This is a genomic window from Cribrihabitans pelagius, from assembly GCF_048820915.1.
GTDB lineage: Bacteria > Pseudomonadota > Alphaproteobacteria > Rhodobacterales > Rhodobacteraceae > Cribrihabitans_A > Cribrihabitans_A pelagius.
In genome coordinates, this window is record NZ_JBMERR010000015.1 from 105,693 (window position 1) to 129,549 (window position 23,857).

The 23,857-nt window shown below is 65.6% G+C and carries 18 protein-coding genes and 5 tRNA genes; 7 read left to right on the forward strand and 16 right to left on the reverse strand.

What is annotated here, in order from left to right; all coding sequences use genetic code 11:
* Positions 1–317 precede the first annotated feature (317 nt).
* Positions 318–1,115 carry a helix-turn-helix domain-containing protein gene (locus ACOHX0_RS14400; protein ID WP_420677681.1) on the forward strand — a complete coding sequence of 266 codons (798 nt, stop codon included), beginning with the start codon at positions 318–320 and terminating at the stop codon, positions 1,113–1,115.
* Here the strand turns inward: ACOHX0_RS14400 and ACOHX0_RS14405 are convergent.
* The 5 genes from ACOHX0_RS14405 to ACOHX0_RS14425 all read right to left on the reverse strand — a co-directional run bounded on the left by ACOHX0_RS14405 (position 1,112) and on the right by ACOHX0_RS14425 (position 8,460).
* Positions 1,112–1,888 carry a DUF2189 domain-containing protein gene (locus tag ACOHX0_RS14405; protein WP_420677639.1) on the reverse strand — a complete coding sequence of 259 codons (777 nt, stop codon included), beginning with the start codon at positions 1,886–1,888 and terminating at the stop codon, positions 1,112–1,114. The two genes, ACOHX0_RS14400 and ACOHX0_RS14405, sit on opposite strands and share 4 nt — an antisense overlap.
* 167 nt (positions 1,889–2,055) lie before the next feature.
* The gene (prfB, locus tag ACOHX0_RS14410) at positions 2,056–3,183 is read right to left on the reverse strand and encodes a peptide chain release factor 2 (protein WP_420677640.1); all 1,128 of its coding nucleotides are present in this window, start codon (positions 3,181–3,183) and stop codon (positions 2,056–2,058) included.
* A gap of 136 nt (positions 3,184–3,319) precedes the next feature.
* Positions 3,320–5,821, reverse strand: coding sequence for a penicillin-binding protein 1A (locus ACOHX0_RS14415; protein WP_420677642.1), 2,502 nt, complete (start codon positions 5,819–5,821; stop codon positions 3,320–3,322).
* Between the two features lie 178 nt (positions 5,822–5,999).
* Complete coding sequence (locus ACOHX0_RS14420) at positions 6,000–7,223, reverse strand: N-acetylmuramoyl-L-alanine amidase (RefSeq protein ID WP_420677644.1); 1,224 nt, start codon at positions 7,221–7,223, stop codon at positions 6,000–6,002.
* Positions 7,224–7,314: 91 nt separating this feature from the next.
* Positions 7,315–8,460, reverse strand: a complete 1,146-nt coding sequence (locus tag ACOHX0_RS14425; protein ID WP_420677645.1) for a pyridoxal phosphate-dependent aminotransferase — start codon at positions 8,458–8,460, stop codon at positions 7,315–7,317.
* Between ACOHX0_RS14425 and ACOHX0_RS14430 the strand changes: the two genes are divergently transcribed.
* Positions 8,459–9,838, forward strand: a complete 1,380-nt coding sequence (locus tag ACOHX0_RS14430; RefSeq protein WP_420677646.1) for a M48 family metalloprotease — start codon at positions 8,459–8,461, stop codon at positions 9,836–9,838. The two genes, ACOHX0_RS14425 and ACOHX0_RS14430, sit on opposite strands and share 2 nt — an antisense overlap.
* Entirely contained in the window at positions 9,835–10,605 is a 771-nt protein-coding gene (locus ACOHX0_RS14435) for a DsbA family protein (RefSeq protein ID WP_420677648.1), read from the forward strand. Before ACOHX0_RS14430 ends, ACOHX0_RS14435 begins: the two co-directional genes overlap by 4 nt.
* Positions 10,606–10,904: 299 nt before the next feature.
* Here ACOHX0_RS14435 and ispG read toward each other — a convergent pair whose 3' ends face one another.
* The 3 genes from ispG to hemA all read right to left on the reverse strand — a co-directional run bounded on the left by ispG (position 10,905) and on the right by hemA (position 14,759).
* Complete coding sequence (gene ispG / locus ACOHX0_RS14440; protein ID WP_420677649.1) at positions 10,905–12,026, reverse strand: flavodoxin-dependent (E)-4-hydroxy-3-methylbut-2-enyl-diphosphate synthase; 1,122 nt, start codon at positions 12,024–12,026, stop codon at positions 10,905–10,907.
* Between the two features lie 135 nt (positions 12,027–12,161).
* The gene (locus ACOHX0_RS14445; protein ID WP_420677650.1) at positions 12,162–13,394 is read right to left on the reverse strand and encodes a helix-turn-helix domain-containing protein; all 1,233 of its coding nucleotides are present in this window, start codon (positions 13,392–13,394) and stop codon (positions 12,162–12,164) included.
* 129 nt (positions 13,395–13,523) lie between these two features.
* Positions 13,524–14,759, reverse strand: a complete 1,236-nt coding sequence (gene hemA / locus ACOHX0_RS14450; protein ID WP_420677652.1) for a 5-aminolevulinate synthase — start codon at positions 14,757–14,759, stop codon at positions 13,524–13,526.
* 373 nt (positions 14,760–15,132) lie between these two features.
* Here hemA and ACOHX0_RS14455 point away from each other — a divergent pair, with 373 nt between their 5' ends.
* The 3 genes from ACOHX0_RS14455 to ACOHX0_RS14465 all read left to right on the forward strand — a co-directional run bounded on the left by ACOHX0_RS14455 (position 15,133) and on the right by ACOHX0_RS14465 (position 17,339).
* Positions 15,133–16,524 carry a M20/M25/M40 family metallo-hydrolase gene (locus tag ACOHX0_RS14455; RefSeq protein WP_420677653.1) on the forward strand — a complete coding sequence of 464 codons (1,392 nt, stop codon included), beginning with the start codon at positions 15,133–15,135 and terminating at the stop codon, positions 16,522–16,524.
* Between the two features lie 149 nt (positions 16,525–16,673).
* A complete protein-coding gene (locus ACOHX0_RS14460; protein WP_420677654.1) occupies positions 16,674–16,895 on the forward strand; it encodes a hypothetical protein in 222 nt (73 codons plus the stop codon).
* Positions 16,896–16,955: 60 nt separating this feature from the next.
* Entirely contained in the window at positions 16,956–17,339 is a 384-nt protein-coding gene (locus ACOHX0_RS14465; RefSeq protein WP_420677655.1) for a DUF4440 domain-containing protein, read from the forward strand.
* A 359-nt stretch (positions 17,340–17,698) separates the two neighbouring features.
* Here ACOHX0_RS14465 and ACOHX0_RS14470 read toward each other — a convergent pair.
* From ACOHX0_RS14470 to ACOHX0_RS14500, 7 genes are all read right to left on the reverse strand, one after another.
* Positions 17,699–17,775: transfer RNA gene (locus tag ACOHX0_RS14470), tRNA-Asp, on the reverse strand.
* A gap of 93 nt (positions 17,776–17,868) precedes the next feature.
* Positions 17,869–17,945 (reverse strand) — tRNA-Asp (locus ACOHX0_RS14475).
* Between the two features lie 82 nt (positions 17,946–18,027).
* A tRNA-Asp gene (locus tag ACOHX0_RS14480) sits at positions 18,028–18,104 on the reverse strand.
* A gap of 203 nt (positions 18,105–18,307) precedes the next feature.
* A tRNA-Val gene (locus tag ACOHX0_RS14485) sits at positions 18,308–18,383 on the reverse strand.
* 76 nt (positions 18,384–18,459) lie between these two features.
* Entirely contained in the window at positions 18,460–19,029 is a 570-nt protein-coding gene (locus ACOHX0_RS14490; RefSeq protein WP_420677656.1) for a histidine phosphatase family protein, read from the reverse strand.
* A gap of 136 nt (positions 19,030–19,165) precedes the next feature.
* Positions 19,166–19,240, reverse strand: a tRNA-Val gene (locus tag ACOHX0_RS14495).
* A 104-nt stretch (positions 19,241–19,344) separates the two neighbouring features.
* Entirely contained in the window at positions 19,345–19,800 is a 456-nt protein-coding gene (locus ACOHX0_RS14500; RefSeq protein ID WP_420677658.1) for an Lrp/AsnC family transcriptional regulator, read from the reverse strand.
* Positions 19,801–19,932: 132 nt separating this feature from the next.
* Between ACOHX0_RS14500 and ACOHX0_RS14505 the strand changes: the two genes are divergently transcribed.
* On the forward strand, positions 19,933–20,982 hold the full coding sequence (locus ACOHX0_RS14505) for a Glu/Leu/Phe/Val family dehydrogenase (RefSeq protein WP_420677659.1): 1,050 nt from the start codon (positions 19,933–19,935) through the stop codon (positions 20,980–20,982).
* A 230-nt stretch (positions 20,983–21,212) separates the two neighbouring features.
* Here the strand turns inward: ACOHX0_RS14505 and lon are convergent, their stop codons facing one another.
* Entirely contained in the window at positions 21,213–23,627 is a 2,415-nt protein-coding gene (lon, locus tag ACOHX0_RS14510; protein ID WP_420677660.1) for an endopeptidase La, read from the reverse strand.
* Positions 23,628–23,857: the final 230 nt, after the last annotated feature.

Genomic DNA, 23,857 nt, shown 5'->3' on the forward strand with positions numbered 1-23,857 from the left:
GAAAGCCAGGTCGCCCTGATCCTCGCACCAGATAACGGCCTTATTCAGGGCTGCGTCACTCCAGAGAACGACTCCAATCATACCATTCCTCGCTTTGCGGCATACCAATTCTGGAACAAATAGGAACCATCCAACACGGCTATTTATGTTCTGGTCTATTGCAATTTGTGACAGTTCCGATAGGCTTCTGACGTCTATTGGCGGCATCTCTGACGCTAACCAGCGACAGAGATGCCGCTTCCTGCTGCTGATCCGTGGCGGTAACGCACGTAAAACCGGCGGGTCCGCCCGCATTTTGTCAGGGAAACCGCGCGGTTATGGCAACTCCTACCCGTTCTCCGGCCGATCTGAGAAATATGTTTGGCGCCAACCTGCGCCAACTGGCGCGGGACTACCCGTCGATCTCCGAATTGTCGCGGCAGCTTGGCGTTAACAGGACGCAATTCAACCGCTACCTCTCCGGCGAGAGCTTTCCGCGGCCGGATGTGCTGGACCGCATTTGCAGCTTCTTCGATGTCGATGCGCGTATTCTGCTGCACCCGGTCGATACGCTGTCGCAAGGCGGGCAAGTCGTCAACGGGCCATTTCTTTCGGATTTTTTGGGTCACGGTGTGCGGCACCTCTCGGAATCCTTTTTTCCGTCGGGATTTTACCGTTTTACTCGCCGAAGTTTCATAAATGAGCAAAAATTCGTCATCGGCCTGGTCTTGGTCTTCCGCAAGGGCGGGGTCACCTATATCCGCGGGTTCGAGGCGAAGGAAGCGATGGCAAGCCAGGGCCTGCCGACGCACCCCGCCGCGCGCGAGTTCCGCGGGTTCGTCAGCGCTCATGAGGACGGTGTCGCCTTTGTGATCGCGCGGCGCAAGGCGATGACCTACTCCTTCAACTACCTCGCGCGCGCAGCGTCCTTGGAGAACAACTTCTGGTCCGGCTACGTGGCGCGCACCGTGCGCGAGGGCGCCGTGGGCGAGCGGGTGACGCGCATGGTTTATGAACACCTGGGCCGCGACCGGCGGCTTGTGCTGCAGGCTGCGCGCAGCGCGGGGTTTGCGGCTGAAGAAGATCTCCTGCCCTTCCACCGCCGCCTATTGCGCTGCGGCGAGCCCTTCCGCTAACCGCGCCCCGCTGCCGCCAGCCGGTAGATGTGCCAAGCCGCATGGCCAAGGAGCGGCAGCACCAGGAACAGGCCGAGAAAGCCGGGCAGCAGCGCCGCAAAAGTCACGCCCGCGATCAGCGCCGCCCAGACCATCATCACCGCGAAGTTCTGCTGCACGTACTGGAAGCTGGTGATCATGGCGGTGACGAAATCCACCTCCCGGTCGAGGAGCAGCGGCAGCGCGATCACCGTGATCATGTAAAGGAGCAGTGCAAACAGCGCCCCCGCAAAGGTTCCGAAGGCCAGCATCGCCGCGCCTTGCGCAGTGAAGAAGACCTCCAGCGAAGAGGAGATGTTGGTCATCACCGAATGGCCGAGGAAGAGCGCAAAGATCATGTGGCCAAGGAAGAACCAGAACAGGAAGACAACCAGAATGATGGCGCAGAGCGAGGGCAGCTGGCGGCGGCTCTGCTGCAGCACAACGCCGAGAATGGCGCCAAATCGCACCGGTTCGCCCTGCTCCAGCCGGTGCGAGACCTCGTAGAGCCCGACGGCAAGGAACGGGCCGATCAGCGGGAAGCCGATGACGGCGAGCACCAGCCAGAAGGTTGTGCCGGTCTCAAACGTGATCCAGGCCATGGCCCAGCCCGCCAGCACGTAAACGGCGGCAAAGAACAGGCCGTAGCCCGGCTTGGCGCGGAAATCGGCCCAGCCGCGGCGCAGCGCTTCGGGCAGCATGGAAAGAGTTGCAGCGTGCAGCTCCGGCACACCTAAGGGCTTCTCAATGGTCATTGCGGCCGGTCCTCCCCTTCCCTGCTGCTGCCGCGGCGCCCCGGTGGGAAGTCAAGCGAGTCGGAAACGCACTCGGCCCGCCCAGATTAGACGGGGCGGGCCGGAGTTCAAATGTATGCGAAATGTATCAATTCACCGCGTCCGCTGCACGGTGGCAGCGGCGGCGGTCAGTCGTCGCCCTGCGCTTCGGAGCGGCTCTTGCCGGAGACCTTCAGCGCCAGTGTCGCGGCCATGAAGCCGTCGAGGTCGCCGTCGAGCACACCCTTGGTGTCCGAGGTTTCGTAGCTGGTGCGCAGGTCTTTCACCATCTGGTAAGGCTGCAGCACATAGGAGCGGATCTGGTTGCCCCAGCCGGCATCGCCCTTGGCCTCGTGGGCCGCGTTGATCTCCGCGTTGCGGCGGTCGAGCTCCTGTTGGTAGAGCCGCGATTTCAGCGCTTTCATGGCGATGTCGCGGTTCTGGTGCTGGGATTTCTCGGACGAGGTCACCACGATGCCGGTCGGGATGTGGGTGATCCGCACTGCCGAGTCGGTGGTGTTCACGTGCTGGCCACCCGCGCCGGAGGAGCGGTAGGTGTCAACGCGGATGTCGGCGGGGTTCACCTCGATCTCGATGTTGTCGTCCACCACAGGGTAGACCCAGACCGAACTGAAGGAAGTATGCCGCTTGGCCGCCGAGTCATAGGGCGAGATCCGCACCAGACGGTGGACGCCGGACTCCGACTTCAGCCAACCATAGGCGTTGTGGCCGGAGATCTTGTAAGCGGCGGACTTGATGCCTGCCTCTTCGCCCGCGCTTTCCGATTGCAGCTCGACCTTGTAGCCCTTCTTCTCCGCCCAGCGGACGTACATGCGGGCGAGCATCGAGGCCCAGTCGCAGCTCTCCGTGCCGCCGGCACCTGCGTTGATCTCCAGGAAGGTGTCGTTGGCGTCGGCCTCGCCATCGAGCAGCGCTTCGAGTTCCTTCTCGGCGGCTTTCTCCTTCAGGGCTTTCAGCGACTCCTCGGCATCCTTGACGACTTCGGCGTCCTCTTCCATCTCGCCCAGCTCGATCAGTTCGATGTTGTCGGAGAGCTCCTGCTTGATGCCCTTGTAGGTGTCGATGGCATCGACCAGCGACTGGCGGTCGCGCATCAGCTTCTGCGCGGCCTCCGGGTCGTCCCAGAGATTGGGGTCCTCGACCCGGGCGTTGAACTCCTCCAGCCGGTATTCCGCCGTCTCCCAGTTCAGCCGCTGGGCGAGCAGCTCCAGCGACTTTTCGATTTCTGCCACGATGTTCTGGGTCTCGGCGCGCATGGCGTTTCCTTGCATTCACTGCTTTGGAGCGGGTGTAAACCAGTGCAGCGCCGCGGGCAAGCGGCGCTGCGGACGCGGACGGCGTCAGGGCGGCGGGCGGCAGGCTGTGGCCCTCCCCTGCCCTGCCCTGCGAGGCTCAGTAAAGCCCGCCCGAACTGATGGTGCCGAAATTGGCCTTCGGTCCCAGCACGGCGGTGCCGCCGCTGGAAGTGGTGACCTTGCGGCCGGACTGCTCCACCTCCTCGACCAGCGGCAGGTTGGAGCCCATCGCGAAGCCGCCGTCGAAGGCCATGCCAAACATCGGCTCGGCGCCGTCGCGGAAGTACTCTGCCACCACGTAGTCGCCGGAGGCATCATCCGGCAGGCGGGCGCCGGTGAAGCGGTCGATCTTGATGAAATGGCCGCCCTCCGGCACCTCGAAGGGGCCGCCGCCGAATTTCTCCACCGCCTTTTCCATGAACTGCTGGAACACCGGGCCGCACATGGTGCCGCCATAGGCGCCGCGGCCCATCGGGCGGGGCTGGTCATAGCCCATGTAGCAGCCCGCCACGATGTTGGAAGTGAAGCCGACAAACCAGACATCGCGGGAGTCGTTGGTGGTGCCGGTCTTGCCCGCGGTGGGCACCGGCAGGTCGATGACGCTGGAGGCGGTGCCGCGGTCGACCACCCCTTTCATCATCGAAGTGAGCTGATAAGCGGTGACCGGATCCATCACCCGCTCGCGGTCGGCGACAATGCGGGGGGCCTCGCCCGGGGCCAGGCCGGGGACTGCACAGTCCACGCATTCGCGGTCGTCGTGACGGTAGATGGTGCGGCCAAAACGGTCCTGCACCCGGTCCACCAGCGTCGGCTGCACCCGCTCGCCGCCATTGGCGAACATCGCGTACGCCGCAACCATCTTGTAGAGCGTGGTTTCCTCCGACCCCAGCGAGTTCGCGAGGAAGGTGCCCATGTTGTCGTAGACGCCGAAACGCTCGGCATAGCCTGCGACCACCGGCATGCCGATTTCCTGCGCCAGGCGGATAGTCATCAGGTTCCGGCTTTTTTCGATGCCAGTGCGCAGGGGGGTCGGACCGTAGAACTTGTTGGAGGAGTTCTTGGGCCGCCACAGGCCCTGCGGTGTGTTGATCTCGATCGGAGCGTCGACGACGATGGTCGCGGGGCTGTAGCCGCTGTCGAGGGCCGCGGCGTAGACAAACGGCTTGAAGCTGGAACCCGGCTGGCGCAGCGCCTGGGTGGCACGGTTGAACACCGAATGCTGGTAGGAGAAGCCGCCCTGCATGGACAGAACGCGGCCGGTGTTCACGTCCATTGCGACAAAGCCGCCCTGCACTTCCGGCACCTGCCGAAGCGACCAGTGGCTGAAGGCGCCATCGGCGTCTACGGCGCGCACCAGCACCACGTCGCCGCGCTTGAAGTTGTCCTCGAAGCTGCCCTTCATCCACTCGATGTCGGAGCGCGGCACCGTGCCGGTGCCCTCCTGCTTCTCGACGCCGACGGTCAGCGCCTCGCTGCCCACCTCCAGCACCACCGCGGGCAGCCACTCGCCGCCGAGCGCGATGTCGCGCGGCACATCGGCCCGGGCCAGCGCGCCGCGCCAAGTGCTTTCGTCCTTGAGCTGCGCCTCTTCCAGCGTGACGCCGGTGCCGCGCCAGCGGCCGCGGGACCGGTCGTATTCCTCCAGCCCCCCGCGCAGTGCCAGCGCGGCTTCGGCCTGCATTTCCGGGTCGATGGTGGCGCGCACCGAGAAGCCGCCGGTGAAGAATTCGCCCTCGCCGAAATCCTCGGTCAGCTGGCGGCGGATCTCGTCCGTGAAATAGTCGCGCGGGGGCAGCGCGGTGCGGAAGCTCTGGAAATCGCCGTTCTGCACCGAGCGCAGGGGCTGCGCGACCTCCGCCTCGTAGACCTCCTTGGAGATATAGCCGTTCTCGCGCATCTCGCGCAGCACGTAGTTGCGCCGCGCCAGCAAGCGGTCCTTCTGCCGGACCGGGTGGTAGTCCGACGGCGCCTTGGGCATCGATGCCAGCGTCGCCGCTTCATGCGGGGCAAGCTCGCCCAGGGTCTTGTTGAAATAGGTCTGCGCCGCGGCGGTGACGCCGTAGGAGTTCTGGCCGAGGAAGATCTCGTTCATGTAGAGTTCGAGGATCTGCTCCTTGTCGAGCGTTTCCTCCAGACGGGTGGCGAGGATGATCTCCTTCACCTTGCGTTCCGCCTTGCGGTCGCCGTCGAGCAGGAAGTTCTTCATTACCTGCTGGGTGATAGTGGAGGCGCCGCGCACGTTTTGCCCGCGCGAGCGCACCGCCTCGGCCGCGGCAGCGAGGATACCGCGGGCGTCATAGCCGTTGTGGGTGTAGAAGTTCTTGTCTTCAGCCGAAATGAAGGCCTGCTTCACCAGATCCGGGATTTCCTCCGACGGCGTGAACAGGCGGCGCTCCTTGGCGAACTCGTCGATCAGCTGCCCCTCGCCCGAGTAGATCCGGCTGATGGTGGGCGGCTGGTACTGCGCGAGCGACTCATGGCTGGGCAGGTCGCGGCCGTAGATCCAGAACACCGCCCCGATGGTCAGCGCAACCGCCGCCACACCAAGGGTAATGGTGCTGAAAATGGAGCCAAAGAAGGAGAAGATGTACCTGAGCACTGATATGGGCCTTTCTCGCGGGGTTCCGCCTATATAGGGGGCGCTGGTGCCCGGGTCAAAACGGGAAACAGCGGATCTATGCCGGGCTGTGCGGGAAAATCCTGGCACAGGTCCCTGCCCCTCGCTGCGGTCCCCGATGGGGAACGCCCGGGGCGGCGGGAAAGTTCCGCGCCGCCTGCTACTTGCGCAGAAGCGCCCTGCGCGCGTCATCCTGGGCGCGCCAGGCGATCAGCCCGTCGAGAACGCCGCGGGCGGCTTGGGCACGCCAGGCAGGGTCGGTGAGATTGCTGAGATCGCGGCGGCTGGAGAGGAAACCGATCTCCAAGAGAACCGAAGGAATGTCGGCCGATTTCAGCACCGAGAAGCCGGCCGAGCGCAGCGGGCGGTTGTTGACCGGTCTGCCCTGGCCGCGCAGGCCGTCGATCAGGGCGCGGGCCAGCGCGCGGCTGCGCGGGTGGGTCTCCTGCCGGGCCAGGTCCAGGAGCACGCCCGTCACCTCGTCATCGGCGCCGGTGAGGTCGGTGCCGGAGAGGAGATCGGCCCGCACATGCCGCTCGGCCAGTTTCGAGGACGCCGCGTCGGAGGCCTCCCGCGACAGCGTGTAGACGGTGGAGCCATGGGCGCGGCCCTCGGAGATGGTGTCGGCGTGCAGCGAGAGGAACAGGTCGGCACCCGCCTGATGTGCCAGCGCAATGCGGCGTTCGAGCGAGACGAAGTAATCCCCGTCGCGGGTCAGCTGCACTTCGAACTGGCCCGAGCGCAGCAGCACCTCGGCGAGCTCCTTGGCGAATTGCAGCATCAGGTGTTTCTCCACCACGCCGCTGCCGGTTTCCGCGCCCGGGTCGATACCGCCGTGGCCCGGGTCGAGCACCACGCGCAGGGGGGCGTCGCCGTCCCGCGGCGCGCGCGGCTTCAGCGGTTCGGGCGCAGGCAGGTCCCAGCGCGCATCCTGCGGGGCGCCTGCGGCAGCGGCGAAGTCCTTGGCCGCAACCGGCGCGAGGCTGAGCGAAAGGCGCGCGGCGGCGGTCACCGGGTCCACCGCCATCGCGGCGGTGGCAACCTGCATCGGCTCTGCGAGCTCCAGCACCAGCCGCGACCAGCCGGGCACGTAGGTGCCGAATTGCGCGGCACTGACGCGGCTGCCTTGCAGCAGGGCATCTTCCTTCAGACCGGTCCAGTCCACTTCCTGGAAATCGAGCACCAGCCGCGGCGGGCTGTCGAGGGTGAAGAGCCGGTAAGGCACGCCCTGGCTCAGCCCCAGCTCCACCGCGGCGCCCTCGCCTGCGTCGCTTACCCGGCTGGTTTCGGCGTCGATACGGGCCAGCCCGCTGAACCCCTGCGCCGCGGCGCCCTGAAGCGCCAGCGTCCAGATCAGCGCGGCGGCCATGAATAGTCTGCTCATCTGCATCCTCGTCCGGGACGGTTTGGTTTGGCCCGGTTATTGCTTGGCCCGCAGGATAGGCAAGTTCCGCCTGCTTGCAAAGCGGGTGGCTTCAGCCGCGGGCCGCCATGAAGGCCTTGAGGCGGGCCAGACCTTCCTCGATATCCGCGGTGGAGCGCGCATAGGAGAAGCGCAGCGTGGTGGCGCCGCGAACGGGGTCGAAATCCAGCCCCGGGGTCACCGCAACGCCCGCCTTTTCAAGGATTTCGGCGGCAAAGCTGCGGCTGTCCTGGGTGAGGTCCGAGACATCGGCATAGACGTAGAAGGCGCCATCGGGCGGCGCGATATTGGCAAAGCCCGCCTTGGGCAGCCCGTCGAGCATCAGAGCGCGGTTTTTCGCGTAGACGGCGAGGTTCTCGCGCAGCTCGTCCTCGCAGTCCATTGCCGCAAGCGCGGCCACCTGGCTCACGTGCGGGGCGCAGATGAACATGTTCTGGGCGATGCGTTCGACCACGCGGACGTGATCCTCGGGCACCACCATCCAGCCCGCGCGCCAGCCGGTCATCGAGAAGAACTTGGAGAAGGAGTTGATGACGTAACACTCGTCGGTGAGCTCGAGCGCGGTGACGGCCTTCGCCTCGTATTCGAGCCCGTGGTAGATCTCGTCGGAGATGAAGCTGGTGCCCGTCTCCTGGGCAGCGCCGATCAGCGCCCCCATTGCGTCCCGGTCCAGCATGGTGCCGGTGGGGTTGGCAGGCGAGGCGACCATCAGCCCGGCGAGGCCCTGCCCCGCGAGGTCCGCCGCGACCGGCTGGTAGCGGTTTTCCGGTGCGGTTTCGATATCGACCGGCGTCATGCCAAGCGCCTTAAGGATCTGCCGGTACGACGGATAGCCCGGCGCGCCGATGCCGACCCTGTCGCCGCTGTCAAACAGCGCCGTGAAGCTGAGGATGAAGGCGCCCGAGGAGCCCGGTGTCACCACCACGCGCCCGGGGTTCAAATCGACGTTGTACCACTCGCCATACATCTGCGCGATGCGCTTGCGCAGGGCGGGCAAACCCAGCGCCACAGTGTAGCCGAGCGCGTCGCTGCGTGCCGCTTTTTCCAATGCTTTCAACGCGCCCGCAGGCGCCCCGGTCGAAGGCTGGCCGACCTCCATGTGGATGATGTGGCGGCCCGCTTCCTCGGCCTTGCGGGCGGCTTCCATCACGTCCATCACAATGAAGGGATCGACCTCGGACCGGGTTGAGTTTCGCATGCTGATCTCCCATGGTGCGCGCATGATCTTTGACCGTTTCTTCCGGCTGGCGTCAATCCCGGCGCTTGCGGTTTGCGCAGTGCTTATCTGCCTTGCCCCGGCCGTGCAGGCAGCCTCGGTCCCGCTGTTGCGCGATGCGGATATCGAACACGGTCTGAACCGGCTGGCGGCCCCGGTGCTGCGCGCCGCCGGGCTCAACGCGCAGCGGGTGCGTGTGCTGCTGGTCAATGACCGCTCGTTCAATGCCTATGTCGTCGACAGCCAGACCATCTTCATCCACTACGGGCTGGTCCTGAAGGCGGACAGCGCCCGGATGCTGCAGGCGGTGATCGCGCATGAGGCGGCGCATATCGCCAATGGCCACCTGGGCCGGCGGATGCAGAACCTGCGCTCGGCCAAAGGCGCTGCCGGGCTGGGGATGGCGCTGTCGGTACTGGCAGCCGCTGCCGGTGCCGGAGAGGCGGCGGCGGGTATTGCGGTGGGCACGCAGACCTCCGCCCTGCGCGGCTTTCTCGCCCACACCAGGGCCGAGGAGGCCTCCGCGGACGCCTCCGCGGCAGATTACCTGCGCCGCGCGGGTATCAGCCCCAAGGGGCTGGCAGAGCTGCACCGGATCTTTGCCGGACAGGAGCACCTGAGTGCGGCAAGCCAGGACCCCTACATGCGCTCCCATCCCTTGAGCCGCGACCGGCTGCGCGCCGCGGAGGCCTATGCGGCGGCGCATGGCAGTGCGGGGCGGCCCAACGCGGAAGCAGATTACTGGTTTGCCCGGCTGCGCGGCAAGCTCTCCGCCTTTGCCCGGGCGCCGGACTGGACCCGGCGGCGTGCGGCAGGCGAACAATATTCCGATGTGCGGCAGATGCGCGAGGCGGTGGCCTCTCACCGCCAGAACAACCGCACCCGCGCACTGAAGGCAATCGACGGGGCGCTTGCGGCGCGGCCCAAGGATGCTTTCTACCACGATCTGAAAGGCCAGATCCTGATGGAGAACCGCCAGAGGCAGGCCGCGGCCGCCGCTTATGGCCAGGCCGCCCGGCTGGCGCCCCGCGATCCCTTGATCCTGACCGGGCTGGGGCGCGTCCAGCTTGCCGCGGGCAACCCCGCCGCGGCGCTGAAGACGCTGGAGAAGGCCCGCGCCATCGATTTCCGCAACCCGCTCCTGTTACGCGAAATGTCGCTTGCCTATGCCAGGACCGGCCAGACCGGGCTCGCGGCCCTGGTGACGGCGGAGCGTTATGCCCTTATGGGACGGCTGAAGGACGCCGGGCTGCATGCCAAACGCGCCAGCGCCCTCCTGCCCGCAGGCTCGCCCGGGTGGCGGCGCGCGCAGGACGTGCTGGCGGCCTACGAACACGTAAAGAAAAGGAAGACCAGATGACCCCCTTCATTCGCGCCGCCGCCTGCGCTGCCGCCGCGGCTCTCGCCGTTGGCGCAGCAGCTCCCGCGCAGGCCACCGACCTCACGGCGCTGAGCGCCGAGGAACGCGCCGCATTCGGCGCCGAAGTGCGCCAGTACCTGATGGAAAACCCCGAAGTCATCCTTGAGGCGGTGAACCTCCTGGAGCAGCAGCAGGCCCAGGCCGAGGCCGCCCGCGACGAGGCGCTGGTGGCGCAGCACTTGGAAGAGCTGGAGAACGACGGCTATTCCTGGGTGGGGGGCAACCCCGAGGGCGACATCACCCTGGTCGAGTTCATGGACTACCGCTGCGGCTACTGCCGCCGGGCGGCGCCGGAGGTGGAGAAGCTCTTGGAAGCGGATGGGAACATCCGCCTGGTGATCAAGGAATTCCCGATCCTGGGCGAGGCCTCGGTGCTGTCCTCGCGCTTTGCCGTCGCGACCAAGCAGGTTGCGGGCGACGAAGCCTACAAGCAGGTGCACGATGCGCTGATCTCGCTGGGCGGCGAACCCAATGAGGTGGCTCTGAAGCGGCTGGCCGAAGGGCTGGAATTGGACGCGGAAGCGATCTTCGCTCGGATGGACAGCGACGAGGTGAGCCGCGAGCTGCGTCAGACCCGGACGCTGGCACAGCAGTTGTCGATCTCCGGCACCCCGACCTTCGTGCTGGGCGGCGAGTTGCTGCGGGGCTACCTGCCCGCGGGTCAGATGGAAAGCATCGCGGAGGAGATCCGCGGCCGGCAGAGCTGAGCGCTGCATTGCGGCGGGGCACCGGGGCACCGCCCCGGTCCCCGGAGTATTCGCACAAAGAAGAACACGGCGGGGCCGCAGAGACTTACCGGCTTGTGAGGAGTGCAAATACCGCCTGCGCGCGGCAGAGCTAAGCGCGGCGCCAAGAGTGGCGGGACCGGGGTTCCGCCTTGCGCCCCGGAGTAAATTGCCAAGGTGACAACCCGGCGCCTGTTTGCGGCGGGCGGACACAGATCGGGGACCGGCCGGGAAGCCTGGCCGCTTTCCGGGTGAAACTGCCCGGGCTGCCTCGGCTCGGGCTACTCTGCCGCTTTCCCCGCCTCGGCCGCGTCGATTTCGGCGGCCTTCTTTTCGACCTCCTCGACGATGTGGTCGATCATCTGTCCGTTGGACATCTTGTGGCTCGCCTTGCCCGCCAGGTAGACCATGCCGGACCCCGCGCCGCCGCCGGTGAAGCCGACGTCGGTCATCAGCGCCTCGCCCGGGCCGTTCACCACGCAGCCGATGATCGAGAGGCTCATGGGCGTGTGGATATGGGCGAGCCGGCCCTCCAGCGCCTCCACCGTCGTGATCACGTCGAAGCCCTGGCGCGCGCAAGAGGGGCAGGAGATGATGTTGACGCCGCGGTGGCGCAGGCCGAGGGACTTGAGGATCTCGAAGCCCACCTTCACCTCCTCCACCGGGTCGGCGGAGAGGCTGACGCGCAACGTGTCGCCGATGCCCATCCAGAGGAGCTGGCCGAGGCCAATAGCGGATTTAATGGTGCCGGACATCAGCCCGCCCGCCTCGGTGATGCCGAGGTGGATCGGCGCGTCGGTGGCGTCGGCCAGCTGCTGATAGGCGGCGGCGGACATGAAGACGTCGGAGGCCTTCACCGAGATCTTGAAGTTGTGGAAGTCGTGGTCCTGCAGGATGCGGATGTGGTCGAGGCCGCTCTCCACCATCGCTTCCGGGCAGGGCTCGCCGTATTTTTCCAGCAGGTGCTTTTCCAGCGACCCTGCGTTCACCCCGATACGGATCGCGCAATTGTGGTCCCGCGCGGCCCGGATCACCTCGGCCACGCGCTTCTCGTCGCCGATGTTGCCCGGGTTGATGCGCAAGCAGGCAGCACCCGCCTCGGCGGCCTCGATGCCGCGTTTGTAGTGGAAGTGGATGTCGGCGACGATCGGCACCGGACTTTCGCGCACGATCTCCTTCAGCGCCTTGGCCGAGGCCTCGTCCGGGACCGAGATGCGGACCAGATCGGCGCCGGCTTCTGCCACGGCCTGGACCTGGGCGACCGTGGCAGCGACATCAGTGGTGAGCGTGTTGGTCATGGTCTGCACCGCAATCGGCGCGTCGCCGCCGACCGGCACATTGCCGACGTGGATCTGACGGCTCTTGCGGCGCTCGATATGGCGCCAGGGGCGGATATGGTTCATCGGCTTGCGTGTCCCGGCTGATCCTGGTTGCCCGCTAGATACGTGCTGCGGAGCCGTGCTGCAATGGGGGGGGCGGCATTCCGAGCCGCAATGGCGGTTTGAATTGCGGCCGCAGGGCTGCGCCGCGTCCGGGGATCACTCGGCCGGCGGCTCCGTCTGCAGCTGGGCGACCAGCGTGGCCAGCGCCTGGTTGCGGCTGTCCTGCAGGTCGGCGAGCTGGAAGCGGTCCGTAATCGCCTCCTGTGACAGCTCGATGTTCTTGGTGACCGCGCCACGCTTGCCAACCGGGCCGAAATGCTCCCCGTTGACGGCGAAGTAGATGGCGCTGCTTTCCCCGGTGCGCAGCTTGGGGGCGCCCTCGGAAAGCGGGATGGTAAAGCGCTGGCCTGCATCCATGATGGTCTCAAAGATGACGCTGCCGTCCGCCGCGGTGACCTGCACCCAGGACGGGCGCACCGCGACCATTTCGACGCTGGGGGCCACCTCGGCCACGACCTGCGGCATCGGCGGACCCTGCTCCGTCCCTGTGTCCCGGCCTGTCTTGAGGCCTGTCTCATGCGGCAGGCTGGCCTCGGCGAGCATCACGCTGGGCGCGGCGGGCGCTATGAAATTGCCGAGCGAGGCCGGATCGATGGTGGCGATGGGCGCATCGCGGGCGGCGAGCACCGGCACCTCCAGCGCCTGCGGGCGGTAGAGCCGGTCGAGCGCCTCGGCCGCCGGGTCCTGCGCGTTCGCGCCTTCGGCACCCGGCGCAGCCCCAGCCAGCGGGTCGAGATCGGCAAGCACCGCGGGAGTCTGTTCGACCGGCGCGAATTGCACCTGCTGCACTTCCTTCAGCACCGCCCAGCCGCCATAACCAATGCCGCCGATCAGCGCCGCCAGCACCATCAGCGAGCCGATGGCGCGCGGTTCGATCTGGCTGAGAAAGCCGCTTGGCACGGGCACGAAGGGGGTGTTGGGGGCGGTGAAAGCCTCGCCGCCGAGGCCGCGGCCGCTGGCCACCGGCGCCGGGCCCTGCTTGCGGCCCGAAGCCTCGGCCGACATGCCATGGGCGACGGAGAAGCCGCTTTCGCGGCAGAAGCCGGCAAAGGCCTGCTCCGGATCCATGCCGAGGTAGCGCGCGTAGGAGCGCACGTAGCCCGCGATGAAGCCGGGAGTGTCAAAAGCAGTGGGATCGCAGTTTTCGATGGCGGCAACATAGGAGGCCTTGATGCGCAATTCGCGCTGCACGTCGAGCAGCGACTTGCCCATCGTGGCCCGCTCCCCGCGCATCACGTCGCCCAGCCTGAGTTCGAAGTCGTCGAAGCCTTTCGGCTCTGGCGAAACGCCATTGCCCTTATGTCTGCGCTGAGTGAGGCGCCCGATCATGCCTGCTGTCCCATCAATGCCTGCCGCAACTGCCCGGGAGTGTCACGAGAATCAAAATGGCGACTCAAGTGCACTCTTTCATTGACAGCAGAATAACATACTCACCGGAAATTTACACCGATCAGTAGGTTAGCCGGCCAATTCGGCGCGATTCAGCGCACAATGCGACCACAATGCGTCCATTGCCCTAACCAAATGGTCAATTTCCGTCGGCCCGTGCACCGGCGAAGGCGTGAAACGCAGGCGCTCGGTGCCGCGGGGCACGGTGGGGAAATTGATCGGCTGCACGTAGACGCCGTAATCCTCCAGCAAGTGGTCGGAAAGCACCTTTGTATGCACCGGATTGCCGACGATCACCGGCACGATGTGGCTGCCGTGGTCAATAATCGGCAGGCCAAGCCCCTTGAGCCGCAGCTTCAGGACCTTGGCCTGGTCCTGGTGCTTGTCGCGCAGCTCCTGCGCCTGTTTCAGATGCGCAACCGAGGCCGCTGCCCCGGCCGCCACCGCGGGCGCCAGCGAGGTGGTGAAGATGAAGCCCGGCGCATAGGAGCGGATCGCGTCCACCATCTTGGCGGAAGCCGCGATATAGCCGCCCATCACGCCATAGGCCTTGGCCAGCGTGCCATTGATGATGTCGATGCGGTGGGCCAGCCGGTCGCGCTCGGTCACGCCGCCGCCGCGGGGGCCGTACATGCCGACCGCGTGCACCTCGTCGATATAGGTGAGCGCGCCGAATTCCTCGGCCAGGTCGCAGATTTCGGCGATGGGGCCGAAATCGCCATCCATGGAATAGACCGATTCAAAGGCGATGAGCTTGGGCGCGGCCGGATCGTCCGCCTCCAAAAGCTCGCGCAGGTGGCCGATGTCGTTGTGGCGGAAGATGCGCTTGGCACCGCCGTTGCGGCGCACGCCTTCGATCATCGACGCATGGTTCAGCGCGTCGGAATAGATGATGAGACCGGGGAACAGCTTGGGCAGGGTCGAGAGCGTCGCGTCATTGGCGATATAGGCGGAGGTGAACAGCAGCGACGCCTCCTTGCCGTGCAGATCGGCAAGCTCCGCCTCCAGCCGCTTGTGGTAGACCGTGGTGCCGGAGATGTTGCGGGTGCCGCCGGAGCCTGCGCCGGTGGCGTCGATCGCCTCGTGCATCGCGTCGAGCACCACCGGGTGCTGGCCCATGCCGAGGTAGTCGTTGCCGCACCAGACGGTGATGTCCTGCTGGCTGCCGTCGGGCCGGGTCCAGACTGCATGCGGGAACTGGCCTTTCTTGCGCTCGATGTCGATAAAGGTGCGGTAGCGGCCTTCCTCGTGCAGACGGCCGATCGCTGCGTCCAGTTTCGCGGTATAGTCCACCGGCTTCTCCATAGCATAGGTCCGGCCCGAAGGCGCGGGGCTGTGTAAACGGCACGGCCTGATCGCGACGGATACGGCCACATTCACTTCGGCGAATGATTATCCCAGACGCCGCATTTCTTCAACTGCATACGCCGCAGTGCGGGTGCGCGACTTTGATGCAGGTCAAATGGATCTTATCAATGCAGCGCCGCAGGAACCGCAAGGCCGGCCCGCGGCGGGCCGGAGGGCAAGTTTAGCGTAAACCGGCGCGCGAGGAAATGCGCTTGCGGCCCCTGCCCCGGCGCCACTGGCCCCTGCCGCAACCCGCTGCTAGGCTCGGCCGAACGCGCGCGCCGCACCGACGCGGCCGCGGCGCCACGACCCAACAGCAGGAGATGCACAGATGGCACTGAATGACGTTCTGGACCGGATCGACGCCGATCTCACCGCCGCGACGGAGCGGCTGATGGACCTGCTGCGCATCCCTTCGATCTCCACCGACCCCGCGTTCAAAGCCGATTGCGACCGCGCCGCGGGCTGGCTGGTGGCGGACCTGAACGCGATCGGCATCAAGGCCGAAAAGCGCGCCACTCCGGGCCATCCGATGGTAGTGGGCCATATCGGCGAAGACGGCGCGGAGGTGCCGCACGTGCTGTTCTACGGCCATTACGACGTGCAGCCGGTCGACCCTCTGGAGCTGTGGAAGACGCCGCCATTCGAGCCGCAGCTGGAAGAGACAGAGCACGGGCCCGTGATCCGCGGCCGCGGCGCCTCGGACGACAAGGGCCAGCTGATGAGCTTTGTCGAGGCCTGCCGCGCCTGGAAGGCGGTGAACGGCGCCCTGCCCTGCCGCATCACCTTCTTCTTCGAGGGCGAGGAGGAATCCGGCTCGCCCTCGCTGATCCCCTTCATGCAGGCCAATGCCGAAGAACTGAAGGCCGACCTCGCGCTGATCTGCGACACGTCGATGGTATCGCGCGGGGTGCCGTCGATCTCCTCGCAGCTGCGCGGCATGCTGAAGGACGAGTTCACCATCGTGGGCCCCCGCATCGACCTGCATTCGGGCCACTACGGCGGGCCCGGCCTGAACCCGCTGCGCGAAATCTCGCGGATTGTCGCGTCGTTCTATGACGAGGAGACCGGCCGGGTCGCGGTGGAAGGGTTCTATGAAGGCGTTCACGAGGTGCCGGAAGACCAGCTGCGCCAATGGCAGAGCTGCGGCTTTGACGAGGCCGACTACCTGAACTCGGTGGGCTACACCCAGGCGCATGGCGAAAAGGGTTACTCCACGCTGGAGCAGCAATGGGCCCGGCCGACGCTGGAGGTGAACGGGCTCTGGGGCGGCTACAACGGGGCGGGTTCCAAAACCGTGATCCCGTCGGAGGCGCATTGCAAGTTCACCTGCCGCCTGGTCGGCGACATGGACCCGGAGGCGCTGCGCGGAAAAATCCGCCGGCATGTGGAAGACCGCATGTCTCCGGACGCAAAGGTGCGCTGGGACAACGACCTGGAGGGCTCGCCCGCTGCGGTGATGAACACCACCCGCCCCGAATTCGAGGCCGCCCGCGGCGCACTGTCGGACGAGTGGCAGCGCGAGGCGGTGTTCTGCGGCATGGGCGGCTCGATCCCGATCGCAGGCTATTTCAAGTCGCTGCTGGACATGGACGCGATGCTCATTGGCTTTGCCAACGAGGATGACGCGATCCATTCACCGAACGAGAAATACGATCTCAAAAGCTTTCACAAAGGCATCCGCTCCTGGGCCCGCGTTTTGGACGCGCTGAGCCGCGAGTAACTGCCAAGCATCCGTGAAAAGGCAAACAACCGGCCCGGCGGCAGCGCCGGGCCGGTGCGTTTGGCGGATGAAGTTAACCGTTGGTTAGTCTGATTTTCCGATACTTCAGGCGATCGAAGCAGCCCGTACACAACCACCGGAGACAGGACATGCCGCACAGCAAGTTCAAACGCCCGCCCGGGTTCGAGGGCGTCCAGACCGACCCCGAGGAAAGCTATCGCGCCGGGTATCAGCACGGCGCCCGCGCCCTGCTGCGGTTCCTGGAAGCAGGCCGGCCTGGGGACCTGGACCGGGCCAAATCCTGGATCGAGTCCGAGCTGACGGGATGGCGCCACGACACCCAGGCGGAACCAGTGCCGCCGCCGCTGTAGCCTGGGCCGGAGGCCGCCGCACGGCTTGCGGGCCTGGCCGCTTTGCATCAGTCTGATCCCATGACTACAGAGATGTTGACGAACGGCCCCCTGCTGGAAGAAATCCTCGCGCTTGAGGAAAAGGTCTGGCAGGCCCTGATCGCGGGCGATCCGCAGGCCGACGGGCAGATGCTGTCCGAGGATTTCCTCGGCGTCTATCCCGGCGGGTTTTCGGACAAGGCAGGCCATTGCGGTCAGCTGAAAGACGGGCCGGTGATGGCAGAATACCGGCTGAGCGCGCCGCAGCTGCGCTGCATCACCGCGGCGGCGGCGCTGCTGAGTTACCGGGCGGACTGCCGGCCTGCAGGCAGCTCCGGCTGGAAGGCCATGCTGATCTCCTCGCTCTGGGAACGGCGGACCGAAGGCTGGATCAACAGCTTCAGCCAGGATACGCCGCTGGCGTAGCGGCCCCGCCTGCAGTCAGCGAGGACGCGTCTGCGCCCCGGGTCCCGGCCGCGCAGGCGGCACGGACAGGCGCTCCCGCCCCGAAGGGACAGCCGCGCAGTCTCCAGTCATGATCCCCGCGACAGGGCAAAAATGCTCCGCGCCGCCGGCGCGCCCTCGGGCTGCCGGGCCTGATGCACGGCGCATCCTGCATGCCGCCCCTCCTGCCGGCCGGCACGAAGCGCAGGGCTCGGACGGGCGCACCGCAACGCATATGGATTGGCATTTGCGCCAAGCCGGACGCAGGCCCTGTGCCCACCGCAACGCCGCAGGCGGCCCGGGAGTAAGGGGCACGCACAATCTGACACTGGGGAGAAAAGTGGCGCGGTTGACGGGGCTCGAACCCGCGACCCCCGGCGTGACAGGCCGGTACTCTAACCAACTGAGCTACAACCGCGCATGGGCCTTTCGGCGAACCTGTCCAGAGGGTCTCCAGAAGGTCTGTGTCCCCTCCGGGGCGGACCCTGAACGCCAGGGCAGCGGGCGAAAGTGGCGCGGTTGACGGGGCTCGAACCCGCGACCCCCGGCGTGACAGGCCGGTACTCTAACCAACTGAGCTACAACCGCATTATCGCCTTGCGGAGGACCGTTTCCGGCCCAAGTCCCCTCCGGAGCGGATCCTGTTTGACCCCAGGACAGGGCGGAGCAGTGGCGCGGTTGACGGGGCTCGAACCCGCGACCCCCGGCGTGACAGGCCGGTACTCTAACCAACTGAGCTACAACCGCTTGCTGCCCATCCAGCGTCGCCGCTGAATGTTGGGCTGTAATATTCTCAGGCCCGGGGCATCGTCAAGCGATGTTTTCCCTTTTTGTGAACTTTCCCGGAAAAAAATCCGCTCCGCCTCGCAAGTCCTTGCAATCTTTACCAAAACCGCACGCGTACTGCGCCCGGTAGGATCATTGCAGATGTCAACATGTGTGAGAGGGGATGGTGGGTGATGAGAGACTCGAACTCCCGACATCTTCGGTGTAAACGAAGCGCTCTACCAACTGAGCTAATCACCCGGTGACGGCGGATTTAGCCAAAGCCCGCCCTATGTGCAAGGGCAAAGCGCAAGTTTTTGCACCCCACTCGTCCCGCCTAGCGCAGCACGGTTTCCACGCCCTCGTCCAGCACATACACGCAGCCCTGCCCGTTCGGCAGCGCCGCCATCTGTGCCCGGTCCAGCCCGCAGGCGATGCCGCGCATCACCTGGCCGAGGAGCCCATGCGCCACCACCACCGAGGGCCCGGTGAGCGACGTCATGAAATCGAGGATGCGGGCGTGGAAGCTGTCAAAACCCTCGCCGCCCGGCGCGGCGCAGAACAGGTCGAGGTGCTGCGGGTTGGCGGAATGAACCTCCGGGTACGCCTGCGCCACCTCCTCCAGCGTCATGCCTTGGAACGCGCCGGCAAATGCCTCCGCCAGCCGGGGATCCGTGGTGAAGGGCGCGCCGCCTAGCGCGATGTCCGCGGTCTGCTGCGCCCGCCCCAGGGGTGAGACAAATGCGGGCGGACTGTCTTTCATGACATCGGCCATCAGCCCGGCCTGATGCCGCGCCTGCATGATGCCTGTATCGCTCAGGGCCGATTCCAGCTGGCCCTGAATACGCCGCTCGGCGTTCCACTTGGTCTGCCCGTGCCGCAGCAGCCAGATTCTCGGAAATTGCATGTGGCCTCCCTGCCTTGCCCGCTCAAGTGGTAGCGGCTGAGGGCGGCAAGCGGAAGGCCGCAAGCCCGGATCAAACGCCGCAGGATCGGAAAAAGCAAAAGGCGCTCGACCCTTGCGGGGAGCGCCCTTCAAATAATGGTGGGTGATAAGAGATTTGAACTCCTGACATCTTCGATGTGAACGAAGCGCTCTACCACTGAGCTAATCACCCGTGAGGCCGGTGTTTACAGCGAGTGTATCGGGTCTGCAAGAGGGATTTGCGAAGAAATTTGCCCCTGCAGAGGGATTTTTCGGGTCCCGGTTTGCGCCTGCGCGTCAGCTCGCGGGCAGCGCGTCGCGCCGGATCATCGTGCGCAGGGTGAAGCTGGAGCGGGTGTTGCGAATCCCCGGCACCCGCATCAGCCGCTGCTCTAAAAAACGGTCGAAATCGGTAAGATCCGCGGCCACCACCCGCAGGAGGATGTCGCGGGTGCCGGTCATCAGGTAGCACTCCATAACCTGGTCGAACTGGCGCACGGCGTTCTCAAAGGCGATGATCGCCTCGGAGGCCTGGCGCTCCAGCTCCACCGCGACAAAGATCGTCACCGGCAGCCCGAGCTTGGCCTGATCCACCCGCGCCGAATAGCCGCTGATGACGCCGCTGTCCTCAAGGTTGGCAACCCGGCGCGCGCAGGGCGTGGGCGACAGGCCCACCTGCTCGGACAGCTCCGAAATTTTCAGCCGCCCGTTGCGCTGCAGTGCAGCCACGATCTTGCGGTCGATGGCATCCATAGGGATTTCCTCCAAAAGACCCGCCCAATTTATCCGATAGCTCCAAAACTGTCACGCGGGCGGGCTGCATTTGGTGAAAACCCGCGCCTGCCAGCCGCTAATATGGCGTCAATTGAGGAGGAGCTTTTCCCGATGACACTCTCTGCTGTGCCTTCTACCAGCCACGAGGAAATCTACCGCGTCGAAGACCCCGAGGTGGGGCTGACCGGTTTCATCGCCATCCATTCGACCCAGCTTGGCCCGGCGGCCGGCGGGCTGCGGATGCGCCCCTACGAGAACGAAGAAGCCGCGCTGACCGACGTCAAGCGGCTGAGCGAGGGGATGACCTACAAGAACGCCGCCGCGGGCCTGCCCCTGGGTGGCGGTAAGGCGGTGATCATCGGCGATCCCGCGAAGCTGAAGACGCCCGAACTGCTGCGCGCCTTTGCCCGCGCGATCGAGAGCCTTGACGGGCGCTACATCACTGCCGAGGACATGGGCATGAGCCCGGCAGACATGGCGACCCTGGCTGAGGAAACCCGTTTTGTCGGCGGTCTGCCGGATGGCGAATTTGCCAGCGGCGACCCCTCCCCCGTCACCGCGCGCGGCATCTTTAACGCGATCCGCACCACGCAGGCCCACAAGCACGGCAGCCCGGACCTGGACAGCGTCACCGTTTCGGTGCAGGGCCTGGGCAATGTCGGCTGGTACCTGTGCAAGTTCCTGCATGAAGCCGGCGCCAAGCTGGTGGTGACCGACATCGACGCGGGCCGGGTCGAGCGGGCCGTGGCCGAATTCGGCGCCCGCCCGGCGGGGCTGGACGAGATCTATGGCGTTCAGGCCGACATCTTCGCACCTTGCGCGATTGGCGGCATCCTGAATGCCGGGACCATCCCGCAGCTGAAGGTGAACATCGTCGCAGGCGGCGCCAACAACCAGCTCGCCACCGCGGAAGACGGCGCGGCCTTGCATGAGCGCGGCATCCTCTATGCGCCCGATTTCGTGGCCAATGGCGGCGGCATCATCAATGTCGCAACCGAGATCCTGAAGATTGCGGACCAGAAGGGCTTTGTCGCCGACAAGCTGGCGGCGCTCGATGCCACCATGGGGGCGATCCTGCGTCAGGCAAAGGCCGAGAACGTCAGCCCCGATGCCGTCGCCATCAACACAGTGCGCGCCAAGATGGCCGACAAGGCGGCCTGAAATGACCGGTAAGGCCGCCTGAGCCTTACAAGAGATCCACAGGGAGCGCCGGGGCGCGGCAACCGCACCCCGGCACCATCCCAAGGAAACATGCCCCGCAAGAAGGGCCAGAACGGAAGACAACAAAAAAAATACGGGCGGCCCGCGAGGGACCGCCCTTTTTTGATTTGCCTGGCTTTTGTCTTGCCTGAGCGAGCAGCCTGCCCCGGCAGAACCGGGGCAGCGCGGGATCAATGCGCGGTGGCGCTTGCGCCGCTTTCCGGGGCATCCAGGGCCGCCTTCTTGGCCGCAGCGGCTTCCTCGGCCTCTTCGTCCCATTCGATGGGCGTGGGCTCGGAGACCAGCGCATGTTTCAGGACTTCGGAGACGTGGGAGACGGGGATGATCTCCAGCCCCTCCTTCACGTTGTCGGGGATGTCCGGCAGGTCCTTTTCGTTTTCCTGCGGGATCAGCACCGTCTTGACGCCGCCGCGCAGCGCGGCCAGCAGCTTCTCCTTCAATCCGCCGATCGCCAGCGCGTTGCCGCGCAGGGTGACCTCGCCGGTCATGGCAATATCCTTGCGCACCGGGATCTGGGTCAGCACCGAGACAATCGAGGTCACCATGGCCAGACCCGCCGAGGGACCGTCCTTGGGAGTTGCGCCCTCGGGGACGTGCACGTGGATATCCAAGCGGTCAAAGCGCGGCGGCTTGATGCCCAGCTTGGGAGAAATCGAGCGCACGTAGCTCGACGCCGCCTCGATCGATTCCTTCATCACGTCGCCGAGCTTGCCGGTGGTCTTCATCCGGCCCTTGCCGGGCAGGCGCAAGGCTTCGATCGACAGCAGCTCGCCGCCGACGGAGGTATAGGCAAGGCCCGTGACCACGCCGACCTGATCTTCCTTCTCGGCGAGGCCGAAGCGGAACTTGGGCACGCCGAGGAAATCGTCGAGGTTGCCGGGCGTCACGGTGACATGCTCGGCCTCCTTCTTGACGATCTTGGTCAGCGACTTCCGCGCCACCTTGGCGATCTCGCGCTCCAGGTTCCGCACCCCCGCCTCGCGGGTATAGGTGCGGATCATCGCGGTCAGCGCCTCGTCGGTGAGCTCGAACTCCTTGGATTTCAGCCCGTGGTTCTTGACCTGCTTGGCCACCAAGTGACGGCGCGCGATCTCGCGCTTTTCGTCCTCGGTGTAGCCGGACAGCGGGATGATCTCCATCCGGTCCAGCAGCGGGCCCGGCATGTTGTAGCTGTTCGAGGTGGTCAGGAACATCACGTTCGAGAGGTCGTATTCCACCTCAAGATAGTGGTCCATGAAGGTGTTGTTCTGTTCCGGATCCAGCACTTCCAGCATCGCGCTTGCCGGGTCGCCGCGGAAGTCCTGGCCCATCTTGTCAATCTCATCGAGCAGGATCAGCGGGTTGGTGGTTTTCGCCTTTTTCAGCGCCTGGATGATCTTGCCGGGCATCGAGCCGATGTAGGTGCGGCGGTGGCCGCGGATCTCGGACTCGTCGCGCACGCCGCCAAGCGAGATGCGGATGAACTCGCGCCCGGTGGCCTTGGCAACCGATTTGCCCAGCGAGGTCTTACCCACGCCCGGAGGGCCGACGAGGCAGAGGATCGGCCCCTTCAGCTTGGCCGAACGCTGCTGCACGGCGAGGTATTCGACGATGCGTTCCTTGACCTTTTCCAAGCCGTAGTGATCTTCGTCGAGGATCTCCTGCGCCTTGTTCAGGTCCTTCTTCACGCGCGACTTGGTGCCCCACGGGATCGACAGGATCCAGTCGAGGTAGTTGCGCACCACGGTGGCCTCCGCCGACATCGGCGACATGTTCTTGAGCTTCTTCAGCTCCGCCTCGGCCTTCTCGCGCGCCTCCTTGGAGAGCTTGGTCTCGGCGATCTTCTCTTCCAGCTCGGCGATTTCGCCTGCGCCTTCCTCGCCGTCGCCCAGCTCCTTCTGAATGGCCTTCATCTGCTCATTCAGGTAGTACTCGCGCTGGGTCTTCTCCATCTGGCTTTTGACGCGGGTCTTGATCTTCTTCTCGACCTGCAGGACCGACATCTCGCCCTGCATCAGGGCATAGACCTTCTCCAGCCGCTCGCTGACCGAGAGGGTTTCCAGCAATTCCTGCTTGCGGTCGACCTCGATGCCGAGGTGGCCTGCGACCAGATCGGCAAGCTTGGCCGGCTCGGTGGTTTCACCGGCGGCGGCAAGGGCTTCCTCGGGGATGTTCTTGCGCACCTTGGCGTAACGCTCGAATTCGTCGCCCACGGTGCGCACCAGCGCCTCCGTGGTGGTGACGTCACCGGGCATCTCCGCGAGATATTCGGCGCGGGCCTCGAAGAAACTGTCGTTTTCAAGAAACTCGGTGATCTTCACGCGCACGTGGCCTTCGACCAGCACCTTCACGGTGCCGTCGGGCAGTTTCAGCAGCTGCAGCACATTGGCCAGCACGCCGGTGCGGTAGATGCCATCGGATTCGGGATCGTCCTCCGAGGGGTCGATCTGGCTCGACAAGAGGATCTGCTTGTCATCGGCCATCACCTCTTCCAAGGCGCGCACCGATTTGTCCCGGCCCACGAACAGCGGCACGATCATGTGGGGGAAGACCACGATGTCGCGCAGCGGCAGTACGGGGTAGGAGGAATTGAGTGGCTCTTGCATGCTCGGTCCTTTGGTTAGGCAAGACGGCCCGGCCCCGGTCTTCGGCAGCTTTAGCCCGTCTCCTCATTAGCTGTCTTTACTTGGTGCAGCGGCGGCAGCATTTCAACCGCTGCTCGTCAAGGCTGGGTGTCACCTTGCCCTCAGCAAGCCCGGACCACAAGCCGCAATTGGGCAAAGGGTGAGCGAAGCGCTAACGCCGCTGGGGGCGGCCCCGGCGCTTGACTGCCGGG